This window comes from Confluentibacter sediminis (assembly GCF_003258355.1).
Taxonomy (GTDB): domain Bacteria; phylum Bacteroidota; class Bacteroidia; order Flavobacteriales; family Flavobacteriaceae; genus Confluentibacter; species Confluentibacter sediminis.
The window spans coordinates 14,560-33,392 of the sequence record NZ_QKPO01000003.1 but is presented as its reverse complement, the minus strand read 5'-3'; the positions used below and the strand labels follow the sequence as shown (position 1 = coordinate 33,392).

Annotated in this window: 14 protein-coding genes; 6 read left to right on the top strand and 8 right to left on the bottom strand. The window is 31.8% G+C overall.

Going from position 1 to position 18,833, the window contains the following annotated elements:
• Positions 1-1,095, bottom strand: coding sequence for a DUF3667 domain-containing protein (locus DKT72_RS02085; protein ID WP_111307073.1), 1,095 nt, complete (start codon positions 1,093-1,095; stop codon positions 1-3).
• A gap of 302 nt (positions 1,096-1,397) precedes the next feature.
• On the opposite strand from DKT72_RS02085, the gene DKT72_RS02080 reads away from it, so the two are divergent.
• The gene (locus DKT72_RS02080) at positions 1,398-2,018 is read left to right on the top strand and encodes a hypothetical protein (protein ID WP_111307072.1); all 621 of its coding nucleotides are present in this window, start codon (positions 1,398-1,400) and stop codon (positions 2,016-2,018) included.
• 113 nt (positions 2,019-2,131) lie between these two features.
• Here DKT72_RS02080 and DKT72_RS02075 read toward each other — a convergent pair whose 3' ends face one another.
• Positions 2,132-3,016 carry a sugar phosphate isomerase/epimerase family protein gene (locus DKT72_RS02075; RefSeq protein ID WP_111307071.1) on the bottom strand — a complete coding sequence of 295 codons (885 nt, stop codon included), beginning with the start codon at positions 3,014-3,016 and terminating at the stop codon, positions 2,132-2,134.
• A gap of 234 nt (positions 3,017-3,250) precedes the next feature.
• Here DKT72_RS02075 and DKT72_RS02070 point away from each other — a divergent pair, with 234 nt between their 5' ends.
• On the top strand, positions 3,251-4,504 hold the full coding sequence (locus tag DKT72_RS02070; RefSeq protein ID WP_220628064.1) for a hypothetical protein: 1,254 nt from the start codon (positions 3,251-3,253) through the stop codon (positions 4,502-4,504).
• Positions 4,505-4,586: 82 nt separating this feature from the next.
• Here DKT72_RS02070 and DKT72_RS02065 read toward each other — a convergent pair whose 3' ends face one another.
• The 3 genes from DKT72_RS02065 to DKT72_RS02055 form a co-directional block, all read right to left on the bottom strand.
• A complete protein-coding gene (locus tag DKT72_RS02065; protein ID WP_111307070.1) occupies positions 4,587-5,873 on the bottom strand; it encodes a glycosyltransferase family 4 protein in 1,287 nt (428 codons plus the stop codon).
• 71 nt (positions 5,874-5,944) lie between these two features.
• Positions 5,945-8,353 carry a YfhO family protein gene (locus DKT72_RS02060; RefSeq protein WP_111307069.1) on the bottom strand — a complete coding sequence of 803 codons (2,409 nt, stop codon included), beginning with the start codon at positions 8,351-8,353 and terminating at the stop codon, positions 5,945-5,947.
• A gap of 28 nt (positions 8,354-8,381) precedes the next feature.
• A complete protein-coding gene (locus DKT72_RS02055; protein ID WP_111307321.1) occupies positions 8,382-8,663 on the bottom strand; it encodes a DUF4834 family protein in 282 nt (93 codons plus the stop codon).
• A gap of 157 nt (positions 8,664-8,820) precedes the next feature.
• On the opposite strand from DKT72_RS02055, the gene DKT72_RS02050 reads away from it, so the two are divergent.
• Both DKT72_RS02050 and DKT72_RS02045 read left to right on the top strand, forming a co-directional pair.
• Complete coding sequence (locus DKT72_RS02050) at positions 8,821-9,825, top strand: transporter (protein WP_111307068.1); 1,005 nt, start codon at positions 8,821-8,823, stop codon at positions 9,823-9,825.
• A gap of 20 nt (positions 9,826-9,845) precedes the next feature.
• Complete coding sequence (locus DKT72_RS02045; protein ID WP_111307067.1) at positions 9,846-10,961, top strand: GNAT family N-acetyltransferase; 1,116 nt, start codon at positions 9,846-9,848, stop codon at positions 10,959-10,961.
• A gap of 50 nt (positions 10,962-11,011) precedes the next feature.
• Here the strand turns inward: DKT72_RS02045 and capB are convergent, their stop codons facing one another.
• From capB to DKT72_RS02030, 3 genes are all read right to left on the bottom strand, one after another.
• Positions 11,012-12,271, bottom strand: coding sequence for a cysteate-C-fatty acyltransferase (capB, locus tag DKT72_RS02040; RefSeq protein WP_111307066.1), 1,260 nt, complete (start codon positions 12,269-12,271; stop codon positions 11,012-11,014).
• A 223-nt stretch (positions 12,272-12,494) separates the two neighbouring features.
• Positions 12,495-13,535, bottom strand: coding sequence for a cysteate synthase (gene capA / locus DKT72_RS02035; protein ID WP_111307065.1), 1,041 nt, complete (start codon positions 13,533-13,535; stop codon positions 12,495-12,497).
• Between the two features lie 81 nt (positions 13,536-13,616).
• Complete coding sequence (locus tag DKT72_RS02030) at positions 13,617-15,677, bottom strand: S9 family peptidase (protein WP_111307064.1); 2,061 nt, start codon at positions 15,675-15,677, stop codon at positions 13,617-13,619.
• 84 nt (positions 15,678-15,761) lie between these two features.
• Here DKT72_RS02030 and DKT72_RS02025 point away from each other — a divergent pair, with 84 nt between their 5' ends.
• Together DKT72_RS02025 and DKT72_RS02020 are read left to right on the top strand one after the other, a co-directional pair.
• Complete coding sequence (locus DKT72_RS02025; protein WP_111307063.1) at positions 15,762-16,085, top strand: YbaB/EbfC family nucleoid-associated protein; 324 nt, start codon at positions 15,762-15,764, stop codon at positions 16,083-16,085.
• Between the two features lie 186 nt (positions 16,086-16,271).
• Positions 16,272-18,788, top strand: coding sequence for a TonB-dependent receptor (locus DKT72_RS02020; RefSeq protein ID WP_111307062.1), 2,517 nt, complete (start codon positions 16,272-16,274; stop codon positions 18,786-18,788).
• Positions 18,789-18,833: the final 45 nt, after the last annotated feature.

The following is an 18,833-nucleotide window of genomic DNA, read 5'->3' as shown; positions in this document are numbered from 1 at the left end:
TTAATAAAACAAAAAGGCGAACATGGCTAAAATAAGCACTGTAGTAGGCGCAACAAACGATAAAAATAAAAAGGAAGCCATACTGCCTTTAATAAAGCTTTTGAATTTGCCTTGCTGATAAAATTTACTAAGTGCCAAACATAAATAAATAAAGGTAGAAAGGGCTATTAGCCAATCTATACCATCTGGTATATCCACTATAAAATTAACAATTATAATAATAGTAAATACCGTAAATAAAAACGCAAAATAGTAGAAGCTAAACACTAAATGATACGAATACGAACCTCGTTTTCTATATAATAACTTTAAAATTAAAGCGAAAATTGGCAATAAAAAGAACATAGCAATGGGTACAGCATCATAAAACGTTTTTAAAATACCTCCACCTTGTCTAGTTTTGTAAATTTTTAACCCTTGCGTATACAATCTTTGTTTAAAATAGCCATCCCCTTCCTTAAGACCCATAGCTTTATAAATAATATCATTACTAGCACCTGCGTCTATTAAAGAATCTACTTCAGCTTTTTTAAAATCAAAATCCCCGTTTTCCCTATTGTCAACTTTCCTATTTAAAGAATCTATAGCTAGATTAGAAAAATGAGTGTATTTTTCAGTTCCCGCCAAAGCTTTGGTTATTTCTACTTTTGCTATGGAATCTGCTATATGTTTTTTGTTCTTTTTATCTAGTAATAAGGAATCTTTGGTATTTTCCCCTATATCATTATTTAATTCTCTTTCTTTTTTAAAGCTTTCAGAAAAAGTTCTATCCAAGCTTTCTACTTGTTCCCGTTCTATAAAAGAAAAGAAAAAGAAAAACACCACTGAAACAAATAAATACATCTGTGCAGGATGTAAATACCGCAAGCGTTTACCTTCAACAAATTTACTTGCTAAATAACCAGGTTTAGCCATTAATGGCCAAAAACTTTTAAAAAATCGAGCATCTACGGAAAAATAATTAGAGATGGTATTACTAAACAAAACACCCAATGTTAATTCTTCTTTATCGTTTTGTCCGCAATACGGGCAAAAATTATAGTCATCTTTAAATGTGCGTTCGCAGTTCTTGCAGGCAACGTGTTTTATGGACATGCAGGTTGAATTAGTCACTATAAAATTATGAAATTATTTTTAGCAAACTCAAATGCCATAAATAATAAATCAAAATTTATTAACACATAAACAGCTCAAAATCAGACATCAAACAAATGATTATATTTTTGGCACGCAAATTGAATTCACTAAAACAACAGCGAAAGCCGAAAAGCTAAAGAGTAGGCGGAATTTTAATTTTTGAGACTATGAAATGAACATACCTAAAAATTAGGGTAATACCTAAAATTTAGCTATGTGAATTGCATAAGACCATTATTTAAAGAAATAATTAAGAACTCATGAAAACAATACTACTTTTATTTACAGGTATGCTACTTAGCATACATACTGTAACAGCAGAAAATCCTAACAAGGATCATAATGTAGATGCCACAAAACACTATCGTTTTGCACAACCTATTACGTTTATGGAACGTGGGGTGGAATTTTTAATATTCCCTGATGGTAGTTTCGATTTTAACACAAATTATATGGTAAACTCTAGACGAAATACAGTGAACGTCACTTATAATGGCCCTAAAACTACGATTAACTATACCTCTAGTCGCCCTATAAAAACCAATATCACACGAGATAGAAACGGTATGATACGAAGTATTAATAACATATTTATAAATTATGATAGATTTGGAAAAGTCACCCGAATTGGCAATGTTTTTATGGACTATGAACATGGAAAAAAAGGGATCTTAACACATGTTGGCAATTTACGTGTCAAATTTAACCGTTGGGGTGAAATCGTTGCCACTCGTGGTTATGTAAACCGAGAAAACCGTTTTGTCGCTTATAATACTGTACGTCATAATGATTATGTCAATAATAATGAGCGTTATGATAATGACAATAATTACTACTACTTTAAACAAGATGGTAATGTTAAAAAACAGAAAAAGAGATAAACCTTTTTAATTCAAATGTCTTATTTAAATAAAAATCCCAAAACGCTTTAATGCGTTTTGGGATTTTTAATGAATTTGTTATGTGTAATTTTATAAATTGATTTAATCAAAACTTACTCAAAGCCAAATCTTTTTAATCCTTCGTGACTTATCTTTATAGCCTCCATAGGCTTCATATTGAAAGTCAAGTCTTGCTCAACTAAATAAAATTCCATTCCAGACAAATCTTTTTTATCAAGAATCCCATAAAAATCAATATTTCCATTGCCTACTGGTGCAAAATTACCTCGCTCATCCATATCCTTTATATGCCAACTTTTAAATCGACCAGGATATTTTTCAAAATAAGAGATAGGTTTGGCACCTGCTTTGGTCACCCAATATAAATCCATTTGAAAATTAACATAATTAGGGTTGGTGTTTTCTAATAAATAATCTATTGTAACAATACCATCTTCATTCTTTTTAAATTCAAAATCATGGTTGTGATATAATAATTTTAGTCCTGCGTTATAACATTTTTCACCTAAGGCATTCAATATTTTAGCAAGATTAGTCGCCCCTCCCGTCATGCCCATACTTTGGGTTTCTGAATAATATTTGAATAAGCCCATAGGAGGCACTGGAATCACAAAATATTTAAATCCCGCAGCCTTCACATCTTCAATCATTTTATCAGCGTTTTCAAAGGTTACTGTCCCTTGATGAGCACTCATGGGTATCAATCCAATTTCATTTAGGTAATTTTTGAACTCTAGCGGACTCATCCCGTAAAATTTACCATCACTATATTCGGCAGATTCAATGTATTTATAGCCAATATTAGCAACTTCTTTGAGAACATCTTTTGGGCTTAAAGCCATTTCGTCTCGTAATGTATAAAGAGCTAGACCACCAAATTTCTCCTGAGCGAAACTAACCATTGAAACGAAAGAGAAAAAAGCAAATGTTATAAAATATAATTGTAAAGTGCTTTTTATTTTAGATCTATTTTTCATAAAGCATATTCTCATTATTAAGAATTGGTTCTACATTTTAAATATTATTATAAACAAAGTTAACTCTTTTTCCTTCAATTAAAATACAATACATTTCAACTTTAAAAAGTTATCAACTTTTGTTTGTTGATTTACAAGGTTTTAAATATAGTCATTGTTTTTTGGCACGCTGTTTGTAAATACTAATGTGTATAACAAATTACCAACTGGTTTGGTACTTAAAACTCACAAATCATGAAAAAATATATATTCTTATTAGCAAGTATCCTACTTACTGGGTTTACTGTTAATGCCACTACAACCAACTCAGGAAACACAAATACTATTATTAACAATGGTTACGGTAACTCTTTCATTTTTGTTGAGGACGGTATCGAGTTTTCAGTGTTCCCTGACGGGCAATTCGATTTTAATATTTTACGTGGAAATTCCAATTTAAATGTATCGATTGGTACGCCTAACGTAAATATTAGTTTTAACTCTGGTTACGATTATAATGCTTATGTACAATATGATGAGTATGGTGCCATTATTCAAATAGAAAACACACCTATTTATTACGATTATTACGGGCGTATTTCCCAAGCTGGAAATGTAAATATTTATTACAACAACAATGGTTATGTATCTCGTGTAGGCGGATTACAGGTGTATTACAATAACTACAACGTTTTTACACACTGCTCAGGATATATTAATGTGTATAACAGACATTATGTATACAGACCTTGGCATCGTTATTATAGTGTTCCTGCATATGATTACTGTGTGGTTTATAACAGACCTTACAGACAATATTACAAGCCTGTGCGTTACGTTTATAATAGACCTTTCTATAACAATTACAGACCTAAAACCGCCATTTATAGCCGACGAGGTGATGTTATAAGTAGAAATAGAAGTTATGCAACCGTAAACAGAAGTTCTAGAAATATCAGTGAGATCAATAGAAATTCCAGAAGAGATTATGCAGATAATAGAACCTCACAAAATTACAATCGTGATAATTCCAATGATAATAGATTGTCTCAATCTAGATCCCAATCATCCAATAACAATAATAGAAGAGATAATGGTAATCTCAATAATTCTAGAAGTAATACCAATATGGCTTCAAAAAATGATACTGGCAGAAGAGATAATAATATATCTAGAAACAATACAGAAACCATGACTAACAACAGAACTAGAGAGTCTGTTAACAAAAACATGAGCCCAAATAATAATTCGAGAATTGAAAGTTCAAAAAATAATAGAAATAATTCATATAATAAAAAACCAGAAAGCTCAAATTCTCGTATATACACAGAAAGAAATAATAATACTAGAAGTACACCACAAGTAAACTCCAGACCAGCTCAAAGTAGTCAGTCTAGAAATGTGCAACAAGCACCAATTAGACAAGCTCAGAGTCAGGCGAGAGTTTCAGAAAATAGAAGTCATTCTAGTAATAACAATAAACAGTCTAATACAAAAAGAAGACTATAAAGATTTTGGTTGGTTAGTTGGAAAGCCCTGCGATATGTTTGCCTCAAAGCAAAATTCGTGGGGTTTTCTCTTTTACTGACTATTAATTATTTAAAACGTCTGCCAATTGCTTTGTTAAGTTTTTTCGACTAAATTTTTGAAGTCCAATAGCATGAGATTGTAATGTATTGTTTTGAAACGCTTTATAATAATTTGTGATAGTTTCTTTTAAAGCTTGGTAATCATTATAATAAAAATAGCTTCCGGTATTGCTTTCTTTAATGATTTTTTCAACATCGGAATCTTTTGGTCCTAAAGCAACAATAGGTCTATTAGAAACCATATATTCAAATAATTTACCAGGAATGATACATCTGGTTTCTTCTGAATCTATTTCAATCAATAATAATACTTGGGATTTTTTTTGATAAGCAACTGCTTCTTTATGTGACACATACCCTATATTATTTACACTATCAGTTAAATTATGATTATTTATGGATTCTATTATATTTTCACTCACCGAACCTATGAAATTCACTTGTAAATCTTCCTTAAACCCCTTTAATTCTTCCGATAAATCCTGTAAAACTTGCCATAAAATTTCTGGATTCCTTTCCGACAACAACGATCCAATATGAGATAAAGAGAATTTAGTATCCAATGAAACATAGTTCACCGTTTCATTATCGTATCCATTCGTAATTACAGAAATGGGTTGGTTAGTTATATTTTCAAATTCCGTTTTGGTAATATAACTGGTCACAATAATGGTATCAGCACTATTTAGAACCTCTTTTTCTAAAGCTTTATGTTTTTCTTTTGAAGTTTTGGAAAGTTTTAATTTTTTATGGTAGCCTATGGTTGTCCATGGATCTCTAAAATCGGCTAACCACCTCACCCCTAGTGTTTTTTTTAATTGCAGCCCAATAAGATGCAGACTGTGCGGCGGTCCCGTGGTAATAATGATTTCAATATTGTTTTTTAATATATAGTCTGAAAGATATAATACAGAAGGTTTTACCCAAGCAATCCGCGCATCTGGAATGAAAAAATTACCTCTTATATAAATCAATAACTTCTGAATTAAGCTTTGCTTGCTTTGAATGGGGATAATACCCTTACTTATAGAACTTGATGACTTTTTGGAAAACAAACGGGCCAATTTATAAGGTTCTTTTATGGGCTGTTTTAAAATAACCAAGTCCTTAGAAACTTCAGAATTTAAACTTATATCCGTTATAGGATAATTAGGATTTTCTGGAATATAAACTATCGGTTCAATATTGAATTCTGGCAAATACTTAACAAATTTCAACCAACGCTGTACACCAGGGCCTCCTGCTGGTGGCCAATAATAGCTTATGATTAAAACTTTCTTTTTATCCATTTTTTATTCCTTTCTAAAGGGAAAATAGAATATCAATAATGGATTCCTGCTTTCACAGGAATGACAAAAACTTATTTTTTTCTGAATTCGTAAAACAAACCTCCCAATAGTAATAGCCCAACTAATATAGAACTTGCTAAAGCAATGCTGCTTCCTGTTTTAATAACACCTGGTTCAAACTTAAATTCAATAACATGATCTCCTGCTGGAATTTCCATGCCTCGTAAAACATAATCCAATCGAATATGGGTTGTTTCCTTTCCATCAATAAATGTTTTCCATCCTTTTGGATAATACACCTCAGAAAAAACTGCAAAGCCTTTTCTTGAATTTTTAGATTGATATTTTAAATAGTTAGGCTTATGTTTTAATAATTTAATAGACGCTGTGGAATCTACTTTAAAACTGGTAGTTGCTACCTTAAAATCATTTTTATTTAAAACAGCTATATTTTTATTGTCCAAACTATCAAGTGCTTTTATTTCTTCATTTGCAGAATCTACAATTTTAAAGTTTTTAATAAACCAAGCATTACCATTGGCATCTGTATTTGTATAAGGAAATATATTTCCTTTTTCATCTTGTGCAATAATATATTTAGTATTAAGCATATTAAGCACATTAATGTTGTTTTTAGAAACATAAAAGTCAAACACCTCACTGTAACGTTTCAATTCTGCTGCATTATATCCGTTTAGTGAATTGTGAAAATATGATGCTTTTGATGGCCCATTCACTAGATCAAACACCCTATAATAGGTTGTGTCTTTTAAAATATGGTTATCAACTTCATCTGCCACAAATGGCTTATTTACTTTAATCGCAGATACAAAATCATCATTATTCACGTAACGTTTATCAACCACAACTAAATCAAATAAAATAAGAGAACCAAAAACAACAATAACCCACTGTTGTTTAAGTTTATCTTTTAAAAATAAATAAATAGCTCCCGCTGAAAGTATGACTAAAACTAGTGTTCTTATAGTATCTGCAGTGAAAATAGACTTTCTGTCTGATTTAATAGCATCAAGAAATTCTTGTCCGTAATTCTGACGATATACCCCATCATTAACACCTACAAAATCAAAAGAGGATTTAAATACTAAAAAAAGTATAGCTAAGCCACCCGTGATGATGGCTGAATATTTTAATGCTTTTAGTTTTTCTTCTTTCTTATCAAAATCATTAAATAATTTAACCAATCCGAAAATAGCCAGTATAGGAATACATAATTCTAAAATAACTTGAATAGAGCTAACAGCTCTGAATTTATTGTAAAGTGGCACATAATCAATGAAAAAGTCTGTTAAAAATCCTAAATTCTTCCCATAAGACAATAATAAGGACAATATAGTTCCTCCAACAAGCCACCATTTCAATCGTCCTTTTACTAAAAACAAGGCAAACACAAATAAAAACAAAACAACGGCGCCAATATACGCAGGCGCTTCTACAATGGGTTGTTCTCCCCAATACATAGGCGCCCGTTTTGATTCTTCTACTGCTTGACTAGTTGTAGCGCCTAATTTTCTAAAAGCTTCATAGGTAGCTGAATCTTGACCAACATCTTCACCATTTCCACCACCCATAAACCTTGGGATATAGAGATTGAAAGTTTCTAAAATACCGTAACTAAACTGGGTAATATAATCCTTATCTAAACCTGATGTGACTACTTTTGGCGACCCATCAGGATTTATAGTAAGTTCACTTTTACCACGTGTGCTTTCTTTTACATATTCTTGTGTGGCTAAAATATTCGTGGCATTTAAAGCTACTGCTAAAATAACAGCACCTACCAATATTCCAATAGATTTAAAATAATGAGGAAGAATTTTCTTTTTATAGGCATCCACCAAATAGGCAACTCCTAAAATAATGACCAAAAACATCAAATAATAAGTCATTTGGAAATGGTTAGCTACTATTTCCAAGCCCAAGGCTATGGTTGTTAGTAAAAAACCAGCTATGTATCTTTTTTGAAATGTGAGTATAATGCCACTTAAAACCAATGGCATATAAGCAATGGCATGCGCTTTACTATTATGACCAACCCCTAAAATAATTATTAAATATGTTGAAAACCCGAATGCCAAAGAGCCAAGTATGGCGAGTTTATAATCTACCTTTAAAACTAACATCAAGATGTAAAAACCTAGAAAGTATAAAAAAAGATAATCTGCGGGTCTTGGTAAAAAACGAAGTGCAGAATCTAAACTTTTAATATAATTATGAGGATATCTAGCACCTAATTGATAGGTTGGCATACCTGCAAAGGCACTGTTGGTCCAATAGGTTTCTTCGCCCGTTGCCTCTCTAAAATCATTTTGCTGTTTACTCATGCCTATGTATTGCATGATATCACTTTGAAAAATTTGTTTTCCTGATAGAACTGGACTAAAATAGGCTAATGACATCACAATGAAGCCAAGGATAACTAATAAATGGGGAAGAGTATTTTTTATTGAAAATGGCATGAATACAGATTAAAAATGATTGTGAAAATTAGTCAATTTCTTCGTAATCCACATATTCACCAACGTCTTTATTCGAAGTTTTAGTATTTGGCATTTTATCTATGGTTACTTCACCCTCTTTTTTCGCAGCTTCTTGCTGAGATTTTTGAAAATCGCCAAACTGACCACCAAAACGTTCAGAAGCTTTTTTTGCTACATATTTTATGAGTATTGGCGCAAATATTCTTGACATTACTTTTACTACATAGTAAATTACCAATATAATTAGTATGGTTCTTATTAACCCAGTTGCAGATGCTTGTTGTAGCATAAAAAATATTTTTTGCAAAAATACAATTCTAATCATTTAAAAAACGTTGAAAAGACTTAAAAAAAGTATAAAATATCTATATTTGAATCCCATTTAGATATTATTTTACAAATATGCACGATGAAATTATATTTAGAAATTATCTAAAATCTTAGTTATGAACCAAATCAAATCTACTTTCATTTTAACCTTAATTTTAATTTCAAGCAAAACATTCGCCCAATATACGGATGTGATTAACTCTAACAGACCTGGCATATCCAGAAGTGCCTTTTCTGTGGGGGTGAATGTTATTCAGTTTGAGGTTGGCCCATATATCATTAAAGAAAAACGCACACCAGCTTTAAAAACGGAAGTTTCTGGTTTTGGAGTTGATTTCGCAGCACGATATGGCCTCCTTTGGGAACAACTTGAATTAAATATTGAAGGGACGTATCAAAATGACACAAAAACGTATTTTTCCAACATTCCATTTGATGAAGATAGGGCTAATTTTAAAACGTTAGCCATGGGTGCTAAATATTTGGTTTTCGATCCTTATAAAAATGCAGAAGATGACAAACCAAACTTGTATAGCTGGAAAGCAAACCATCGCTTTAAATGGAAGTATCTAATACCTGCTGTATCTCTATATTTAGGAGCTAATTATGATACTAAAAACAATCTTTATGTAGCACCAGGAATTGAAGGTTTTAGTCCAAAAGCCATGCTAGTTACCCAAAATAATTTTTCGGGTGGCTGGGTGTTTGTGATGAACTTGATCAAAGACAGAATTGGAACTGACCAATCTGACTTTTCATATATATTAACGCTTACGCATTCATTTAATCCGAAATGGGTTGTTTTTGGAGAAACCCAAGGTATTAAAAGTGATTTTTATGCCGATAATCTTTTTAGATTTGGTGGTGCTTACTTATGGAATAAAGATTTCCAACTGGATACTGCTGTAACTTTCAATACAAAAGACACACCTTCAGTTTTCAGTGTTAATTTTGGAATGTCTTACCGATTGGATTTCCATAAGGATAAAGAAATAAAAAGTGAAGATAATGGAATGTCAGTTATGGAAGAAGGCAATCGAAAATCCAGAAGAACTAAATCTGACAAAAACGACGACCAAGATATTAAAAAACCTAAAAGAGAGGCTGTAGATTTCAATTAAGACTCTTTATCAATACATATATGCTAACATTAAAAGAAGTAAAAACCAACAAAGACTTAAAAGCCTTTGTAAAGTTTCCGTTTAAATTATATAAAAATTCAAAGTATTGGGTACCTCCTATTGTTAGTGAAGAACTAAAAACATTCAGTAAAAAAGATAATCCTGTATTTAATGATGCCGAAGCTACCTTATTTTTAGCTTATCGAAATAATGAAATCGTTGGTAGAGTTGCATGCATTATTAATTGGTTAGAGGTCAAAAATCAAACTAGAAAGATGAGATTTGGATGGTTTGATTTTATTGATGATTTAGAAGTCTCTCAAGCACTTTTTAATAAAATAGAAGCCATTGGGAAGAATCATAATTTAGAATTTGCTGAAGGTCCAGTAGGATTTTCCAATTTGGATAAAGTAGGTGTGATGACTGAAGGATTTGATTCTATTGCGCCTATGGTTACATGGTACAATCATCCTTATTATGTTAAGCATTATGAAGCAGCTAACTACGACATAGAAAAATCATATTCTGAAAGTAGATTTCCTTTTAAAAATGTAAAACCTGAGTCCTTCTTAAAAGCCCAAGAACTTATAAAAAAGCGTTATCAACTTAAAGCTTTAAAGTTTACAAAGACCGAAGAAGTCATGCCTTACGCAGATAAAATGTTCGATTTATTCAATGAAAGTTATGCTTCATTATCATCATTTGTTGCCATAACAGATATTCAAAAACAATATTTCAAGAAAAAATTTATAAGTTTTGTAAATCCAGAATACATCAAATTTGTAGTTGACAAAGATGATAAACTGATTGGTTTTGCCATTGTCATGCCCGCATTTGCAAAAGCTTTACAGAAAATGAAAGGAAAACTATTTCCTTTCGGATTCCGGCATATTTTACATGCAAAAAAACACAGTAAAGATGTTATCTTTTATTTGATAGGTATCCATCCCGATTATCAAAACAAGGGCGTTCATGCAGTTATTTTCAATGAGTATTACAACACGTTTAAAGAAAAAGGTATAGAAACTTGTTTTAGAACTCCAGAATTAGAAGATAATTATGCGATTCACCAAATTTGGAAACATTTTGATCCTGAAGTCTATAAAAGACGAAAAACATTTAGAAAAGAGTTATAAAAAAGAGCCGCTATTCTGCGGCTCTTTTTTTTTTACACTAATATGATTATTTATTCACCCATAGCGGCCATTACCGCAGCAGATAAACGTTGGTAAGTACCATTTTCAAGTCTAGCTCTAATAGCTTCAAAAGCATCCAATGTGATTTTTACATCCTCTAACGTGTGCGTAGCAGTTGGTATTAAACGTAACAATATTAATCCTTTAGGAATTACTGGATACACTACTATAGAACAGAAAATACCAAAATTTTCCCTTAAATCTTTTACCAAAGCCATGGCTTCAGGAATACTTCCTTTTAAATAAACAGGAGTTACGCAACTTTGAGTGGTTCCTATATCAAAACCGCGCTCTTTAAGTCCGTTTTGTAAAGCATTGGTGTTTTCCCAAAGTTTGTTTTTTAATTCCGGCATGGTTTTAAGCATTTCTAAACGCTTTCTAGCACCAACGACCAATTGCATTTGCAATGATTTTGCAAACATTTGAGAACGTAGATTATATTTTAAATAATCTATAATTTCTTTATCAGCAGCAATAAAAGCTCCTGTTCCTGCCATAGATTTAGCAAACGTTGCAAAATAGACATCTATATCATCTTGAACACCTTGTTCCTCACCTGTTCCAGCTCCTGTTTCACCTTGCGTACCAAAACCATGTGCATCATCAACTAAAAACCTAAAATTGTATTTTTTCTTTAAAGCGGCTATTTCTTTTAGTCTTCCTTGTTCACCACGCATTCCAAAAACACCCTCAGAAATTACTAAAATCCCACCTCCAGTTTGTTCAGCCATTTTAGTAGCTCTATCTAAGTTTTTTTCTAAACTTTCTATATCGTTATGTTTGTATGTAAAACGTTTTCCCATATGCAAACGCACACCATCAATAATACAAGCATGAGCATCTACATCATACACAATAATATCATCTTTTGAAACCAACGCATCTATGGTAGAAACCATGCCTTGATAACCAAAATTCAATAAATAAGCGGCTTCTTTATTAACAAACTCAGCAAGTTCATTTTGTAAAACTTCATGAAGATCTGTATGACCCGACATCATTCTTGCCCCCATGGGATATGCAGAACCATAATCAATTCCCGCCTGAGCATCAACTTTTCTAACTTCTGGATGATTTGCCAAGCCTAAATAGTCATTAATACTCCAAGTGATAACGTCTTTTCCTTGAAACTTCATTCGGTTAGAAATTTGACCTTCCAACTTTGGAAACACAAAATAACCTTCTGCTTGTGACGCCCATTTACCTAAAGGCCCTTTATCTCTATAAATTTTTTCAAATAAATCTTTCATCTATTATAAATCTTATTGCAATTAATGTTTGACATGAGAAACTATTAGGGATATATTACGCTTGCTTTTAGGGAAGCCTATGGTCCGTAGTTAGTCCTTGCAAAATTAAATATTTATATTGTTTGTACATAATTTTTACCATTCAATTATTGATGAAATAAAAAAAGAGATAGCTTTTTGTGATTACAACAAAACTATCTCTTTAAAACATATTGTTTTTGTACTATTTTATATACTGAATTGTTTGGGCAGACTCGGCATTGACACTATCAAAAAAGCCTTGTTCACTCATCCATTTATCGCTATAAATTTTACTCATGTAACGAGAACCATGGTCTGGGAAGATAACAACCACATAGTCGTCCTTCTTAAATCTTTTTTCTTCAGCTAGTTGCTTAATAGCCTGCATAGCTGCACCAGATGTATACCCAACAAATAAGCCTTCTGTTTTGGCTATTTCTCTTGCTGTATGAGCACTTTCTTCATCAGTTACTTTTATAAATTCATCTATAACATCAAAATCTGTAGCCGTAGGAATTAAATTTTTACCAAGCCCTTCAATTCGATAAGGATAAATTTCTTCCTCATCAAACTCTCTAGTCTCATGATATTTTTTAATTACCGAACCATAAGCATCAACGCCTATAACTTTAATGTTCGGATTTTGCTCTTTTAAATATTTTGCTGTTCCTGAAATGGTTCCCCCCGTTCCGCTACAAGCAATTAAATACGTTATTTTACCTTCAGTCTGTTTCCAAATTTCTGGTCCTGTAGATTTATAATGTGCATCAATATTAAGTTCGTTAAAATATTGGTTTATATAAACCGATCCTTTAATTTCTTCGTGAAGGTGCTTTGCTACTTGATAATAAGATCTTGGATCGTTGGCACTGACATGAGCAGGACACACATAAACTTTTGCGCCCATGGTTTTTAACATGTCTATTTTATCTGTGGATGATTTTGAACTAACAGCCAGAACACAATCATAACCTTTTATAATACTCACCATAGCAATACTAAAACCTGTATTGCCAGAGGTCGTTTCTATAATTGTGTCTCCTGGTTTTAATATACCTTGCTTTTCAGCCTGTTCAATAATGTAAAGAGCTATTCTGTCTTTTGATGAATGTCCTGGATTAAAAGATTCTACTTTTGCATAAAAGCTACCTTTAAATTTGGATGTTAATTTATTGATTCTAATAAGTGGTGTTTTACCTACTAAATCTAATACATTATCAAAAACCTGATTTCTGTGTTTCATAAATGCTATTTAATCAGCTAAGTCAATATTACTAAAAATAATTGAGACCTAAAACCTAACAAAAATAAACATTTTTTTTTATTAACAATGAATTCCTTCCAAATCTAATAAAAAAGCATACTCCATCGCCACTTCTTTTAAGCTTTCAAAACGCCCTGAAGCCCCGCCATGACCAGCATCCATATCTGTATGTAACAATAATTTATTAGAATCTTTTTTTAAATCCCTTAATTTAGCAACCCACTTAGCTGGTTCCCAATATTGCACTTGTGAATCATGCAAGCCCGTTGTAACTAACATATTAGGATATTCGCTTTCAATAATGTTGTCGTATGGAGAATACGATTTCATATAATTATAATATTCCATATCATTCGGATTTCCCCACTCATCATACTCACCAGTTGTTAATGGAATGCTATCATCTAACATAGTTGTAACAACATCAACAAATGGAACTGCTGCAATAACCCCATGATATAATTCTGGATTCATATTTACAATAACTCCCATAAGCATGCCTCCTGCAGATCCCCCATACGCATAAAGATGGCTATTCGATGTATATTTTTGTTCAATGAGATATTTGGAACAATCTATAAAATCATAAAACGTGTTTTTTTTATGCAACAATTTTCCGTTTTCATACCACTGCCTACCAAGATATTCCCCTCCTCTTACATGAGCAATGGCATATATAAACCCCCTATCTAATAAACTTAAACGGAGACTTGAAAAGGATGGGTCTATGGTTGAGCCATAAGAGCCATAGGCATACTGTAATAAAGGACTATTGCCATCTAACTTTGTAGTGTTTTTATATACTAAAGACATGGGGATTTTTTCACCATCTCTGGCAGTCACCCAAATACGTTTTGAAATATAATTTTCTTTTTTAAACATTCCTCCCAACACCTCTTGTTCCTTCATTATCTTGCTTTGCTTCGTTTGGAGATTATAATCTACTACTGCGCTTGGCGAGGTCAGCGAATTAAAGCCATACCTTAGGATATCACTGTCAAAATCTGGGTTATTACCTATATATGCTGTGTAAGTTTCACTCTCAAAAGGCAGATAATAGTCTTCTTCATTATTCCAGCTCATGATACGCAATTTATTTAAACCGTTTTCGCGTTCATTTACCACCAAATAATCTTTAAAAATTTCAATATCTTCTATTAAAACATGGTCTCTATGAGGTATAACATCTTTCCAATACTTCTTTTCGGTTAAATTTTCACTGGTTTTTAGCAACTTAAAATTAGTGGCACCATCGCAATTAGCAATAATATAAAAGCAATCATTATAATGAGCAATACTATAATCTAATTCTCTTTGTCGTTTTTGGAATATTTTGAATGAATCATCTGGCGTATCAGCATTCAAAAATCTATATTCTGAAGTTAATGTGCTTGACGACCCTATAACAATATACTTCTTAGACTTGGTTTTATAAACAAAGGTATTGTACGTTTCATCTTTTTCATGAAAGACTTCAATATCTTCTTTTGTATCTGTGAATAATGTATGCTTGAAAATTTTATGGGACCGTAACGTAACGTCATCTTTCATGGTGTAAAACAATGTCTTACTATCATTTGCCCACGTAGAACCGCCTGTAGTATTTAATATGGTATCTAAATAAATTTCACCTGTTATTAAATTTTTAATTTGAAGCGTGTATTGTCGTCTTCCTAAAATATCTGTTGAAAAACTAGCTAAAGTATTATCTGGACTGATGGAAATACTTCCTAAATTGAAATATGCTAAGCCTTCTGCCATTTTATTGCAATCAAACAAAAGCTCTTCATCGGCATCCAACGTTTCTTTTTTCCTTACATAAATAGGATAATCTTTTCCTGTTTCATAACGTGTTATGTACCAATAACCATTAAGTTTATATGGAACGGTGGTATCATCTTCTTTAATTCTACCTTTCATTTCTTCAAATAATACTTTTTGAAAATCTTCGGTATGTTGCATACTTTGCTTAGTATATTCATTTTCAGCAATTAAGTAGTCTAACACTTCTTGGTTTTCTTTGTCATTTAGCCAATAATAATTATCAACCCTTATATCCTTATGGATATGAAGTTCTTTTGGCTTTTTATTTGCTATTGGAGGTTGAATTGTATTTTTCAATGAAGTTATGTTAATTCTAATTTATTAGGTGGGCAAAAATATAAAATTTAAATAGTTTTGTAATGAATAAAAAAATATAAAACTATGTTTGGAGATATGATGAATATGATGGGTAAACTTAAAGAAACCCAAAAGAAAATTGAAGACACAAAAAAGCGTTTGGATACTGTTTTAATAGATGAAAAAAGCCATGATAATTTATTAAATGTTACTATAACGGCTAATAGAACTATAAAATCCATAAGTATTGGCGATGACTTACTAAATGATAAAGAACAACTTGAAGATTATCTTATACTAACACTTAATAAAGCCATAGAAAAAGCTACCCAAGTTAATGAATCTGAGTTGGCTTCTGTGGCTAAAGAGGGTATGCCAAACATTCCGGGAATGGATTTGTTCAAGTAATAATCTATTAAAATTAACTTCCTTTAATTTTTAATTAATTCTTTAGGGGATATTTTACTCTACAAATTGTTTGTAGGGTAACATGGTCATGTCCTCAAACTAGATAATTTTCTTTTAACAAACTTTTAACTTCGACTAACTAAACCATACTCCAATTTTGCCATCTAATACATTAAAACCAAAAAAATGAACAAAAACCTCATTATTGCATTTACCATACTGGTAAGTTTATTATCATTTAAATCAATAGCACAACAAAAAGAAGTGACAATTACAGGTAAAGTTATTGATAAAGAAACCAACCAGCCTCTAGAATATGCTACAATATCCTTTTTCAGTAAAAAAGAAAACAAAATAATTACTGGTGGTATCACAAATCCTGAAGGGAATTTTAGCATTCCTATTGAAACAGGAACCTATGATATTTCAATAGAATATATTTCCTTTAAAAAAATAACTATAACTGATAAAAAAATTACCGCCTCTCAAAACTTGGGATCATTTTCATTGCAGATAGATGCAGAAGCTCTTGGAGAAGTGGAAGTTATAGCAGAAAGAACTACAGTTGAAATGAAACTTGATAAGAGAATATATAATGTTGGACAGGATCTTACCGTTAGAGGAGGAACTGTAAGTGATGTTTTAGACAACGTTCCCTCTGTTTCTGTGGACGTTGATGGAAATGTTGCCTTACGTGGCAACCAAAATGTTACCATATTAATTAACGGAAAACCTTCTGGGTTGGTAGGGTTAAATTCTACTGATGCTTTACGCCAACTTCCTGCTGATGCTATTGAACGTGTTGAAGTTATTACGGCACCTTCTTCACGTTACGATGCTGAAGGAACTGGAGGTATCTTAAATATTATTTTAAGAAGAAGCAAATTACAGGGTATGAATGGGGCTGTTACAGTTAATGCTGGGACACCTACAAACTATGGTGTTTCTGGAAATATAAATTATAGAACTGGTAATTTTAATTTTTTCAACACATCAAGCTATAACTATAGAGAAAATCCAGGAAACGGATTATCTGAAAGAGAAACATTTAATGGAGATCAACCTAGCACTTTCTTTAATGAATATAGAAATTCAGATAGAACCCAAGACGGCTATACCATAAGTAACGGTGTGGAATGGTATATTAATGATTCATCATCATTAACGGCTGCATTTGTATTAAGAAATAGTGATAATGAGAATGAAACTTCAAATGAAACCTTTCAATTAGACGAGAATAAAGATTTAATAAGACGGTTTGTTAGGTTAAATCCTGAGAAAGAAGACGATAAAACATTTCAATATTCCGTTAATTTCGATAAACAATTTGGAGGCAATTCTCAACATAAATTAACATTTGATTTTCAATATGAGAATAGCCAAGAAGACGAATTCTCTCTTATTTCAAACGATGGAAACCCTTCTCAAAAAGTTCAAACCTTAGAAGACCAAAAACGTATATTACTACAAACTGATTATGTACTGCCCATTGGAGAAGCTAGTCAGTTTGAATTTGGATATCGAGGTAATTTTAATGTTTTAGATACAGATTATAGATTAGAAAATTATATAAATGATGATTTTGTTTTAAATACAGGTTTAACTAATAATCTTATTTACACAGAACATGTTAATGCGGCATACACCCAATATGGAAGTAAAATAACTAAATTCTCTTATTTATTAGGCCTACGCTTAGAAGAAACCAGAATTACTGTAGATCAAGTGACTACTGGCGATTTTAGTAAGAGAAATTATCTAGGGCTCTTTCCTACTCTTAATTTATCCTATGAAATTACAGAAAATCAAAGTTTGACACTTGGATATAATAGAAGGATCAGTAGAGCTCGGTCTCGTTTTATTAATCCGTTCCCTTCTCAATCAAGTCCTACCACTCAATTTATAGGAAACCCTAATTTAAATCCTAGTTATTCAAACACTGTAGATATAGGTTACCTTAACAAGTTTGGAAAACTTACTTTAAGTTCTTCACTTTATTATCAAAGAGCAACCGAAACCTTTAATTTTATACAGCAAGGTACTGGTGATTATTATTTCCCTGAATTAGATCTTACAATTAATGAAAATAATCCTAATTATGATAATCTGGCTTCTCAATATAATGATGAAGTAGAAGTATTACAAAGCACACCTATAAACTTAGCTTCTAATACCCGTGTAGGTTTTGAATTCACCTTAACTTATAGACCTACTAAAAAATGGAATTTAAACGGTAACTTCAATATATTTCAGTTTAAGAACAAAGGCGACTATAATGGTACCAATTTTGATGCAGAAAATGTTAGTTGGTTTGCCAGAATTAATAGCAAATACACCTTACCAGGCAATATAGATTGGCAAACACGTGTTTTTTATCAAGGTCCTAGTGAAGATGCTCAAAATAAATCTAAAGGCATGTTTTCTACAGATTTGGCATTTAGCAAAGATATATTAGATAACAATGCTTCCATTGCGTTTAATATAAGTGATGTATTCAACAGCCGAAGAAGAATTTCTGAAACCACGACTCCAACTTTTTACACTTATAGTGAAAATCAATGGAGACAGCGTAGTTTCAATGTGTCTCTTACATACAGATTTAACCAACAAAAAAGAGAACAAAACAGACAACGCCGTCAAGGAAACCAAAATGGAGAAGGAGGCCCTGATGGAGGTGGTTTTGACGACATGCAGTTTGAATAACAAACTCTTACTCAAATAAAAAAGGGAGCTAAATTAAATTAGCTC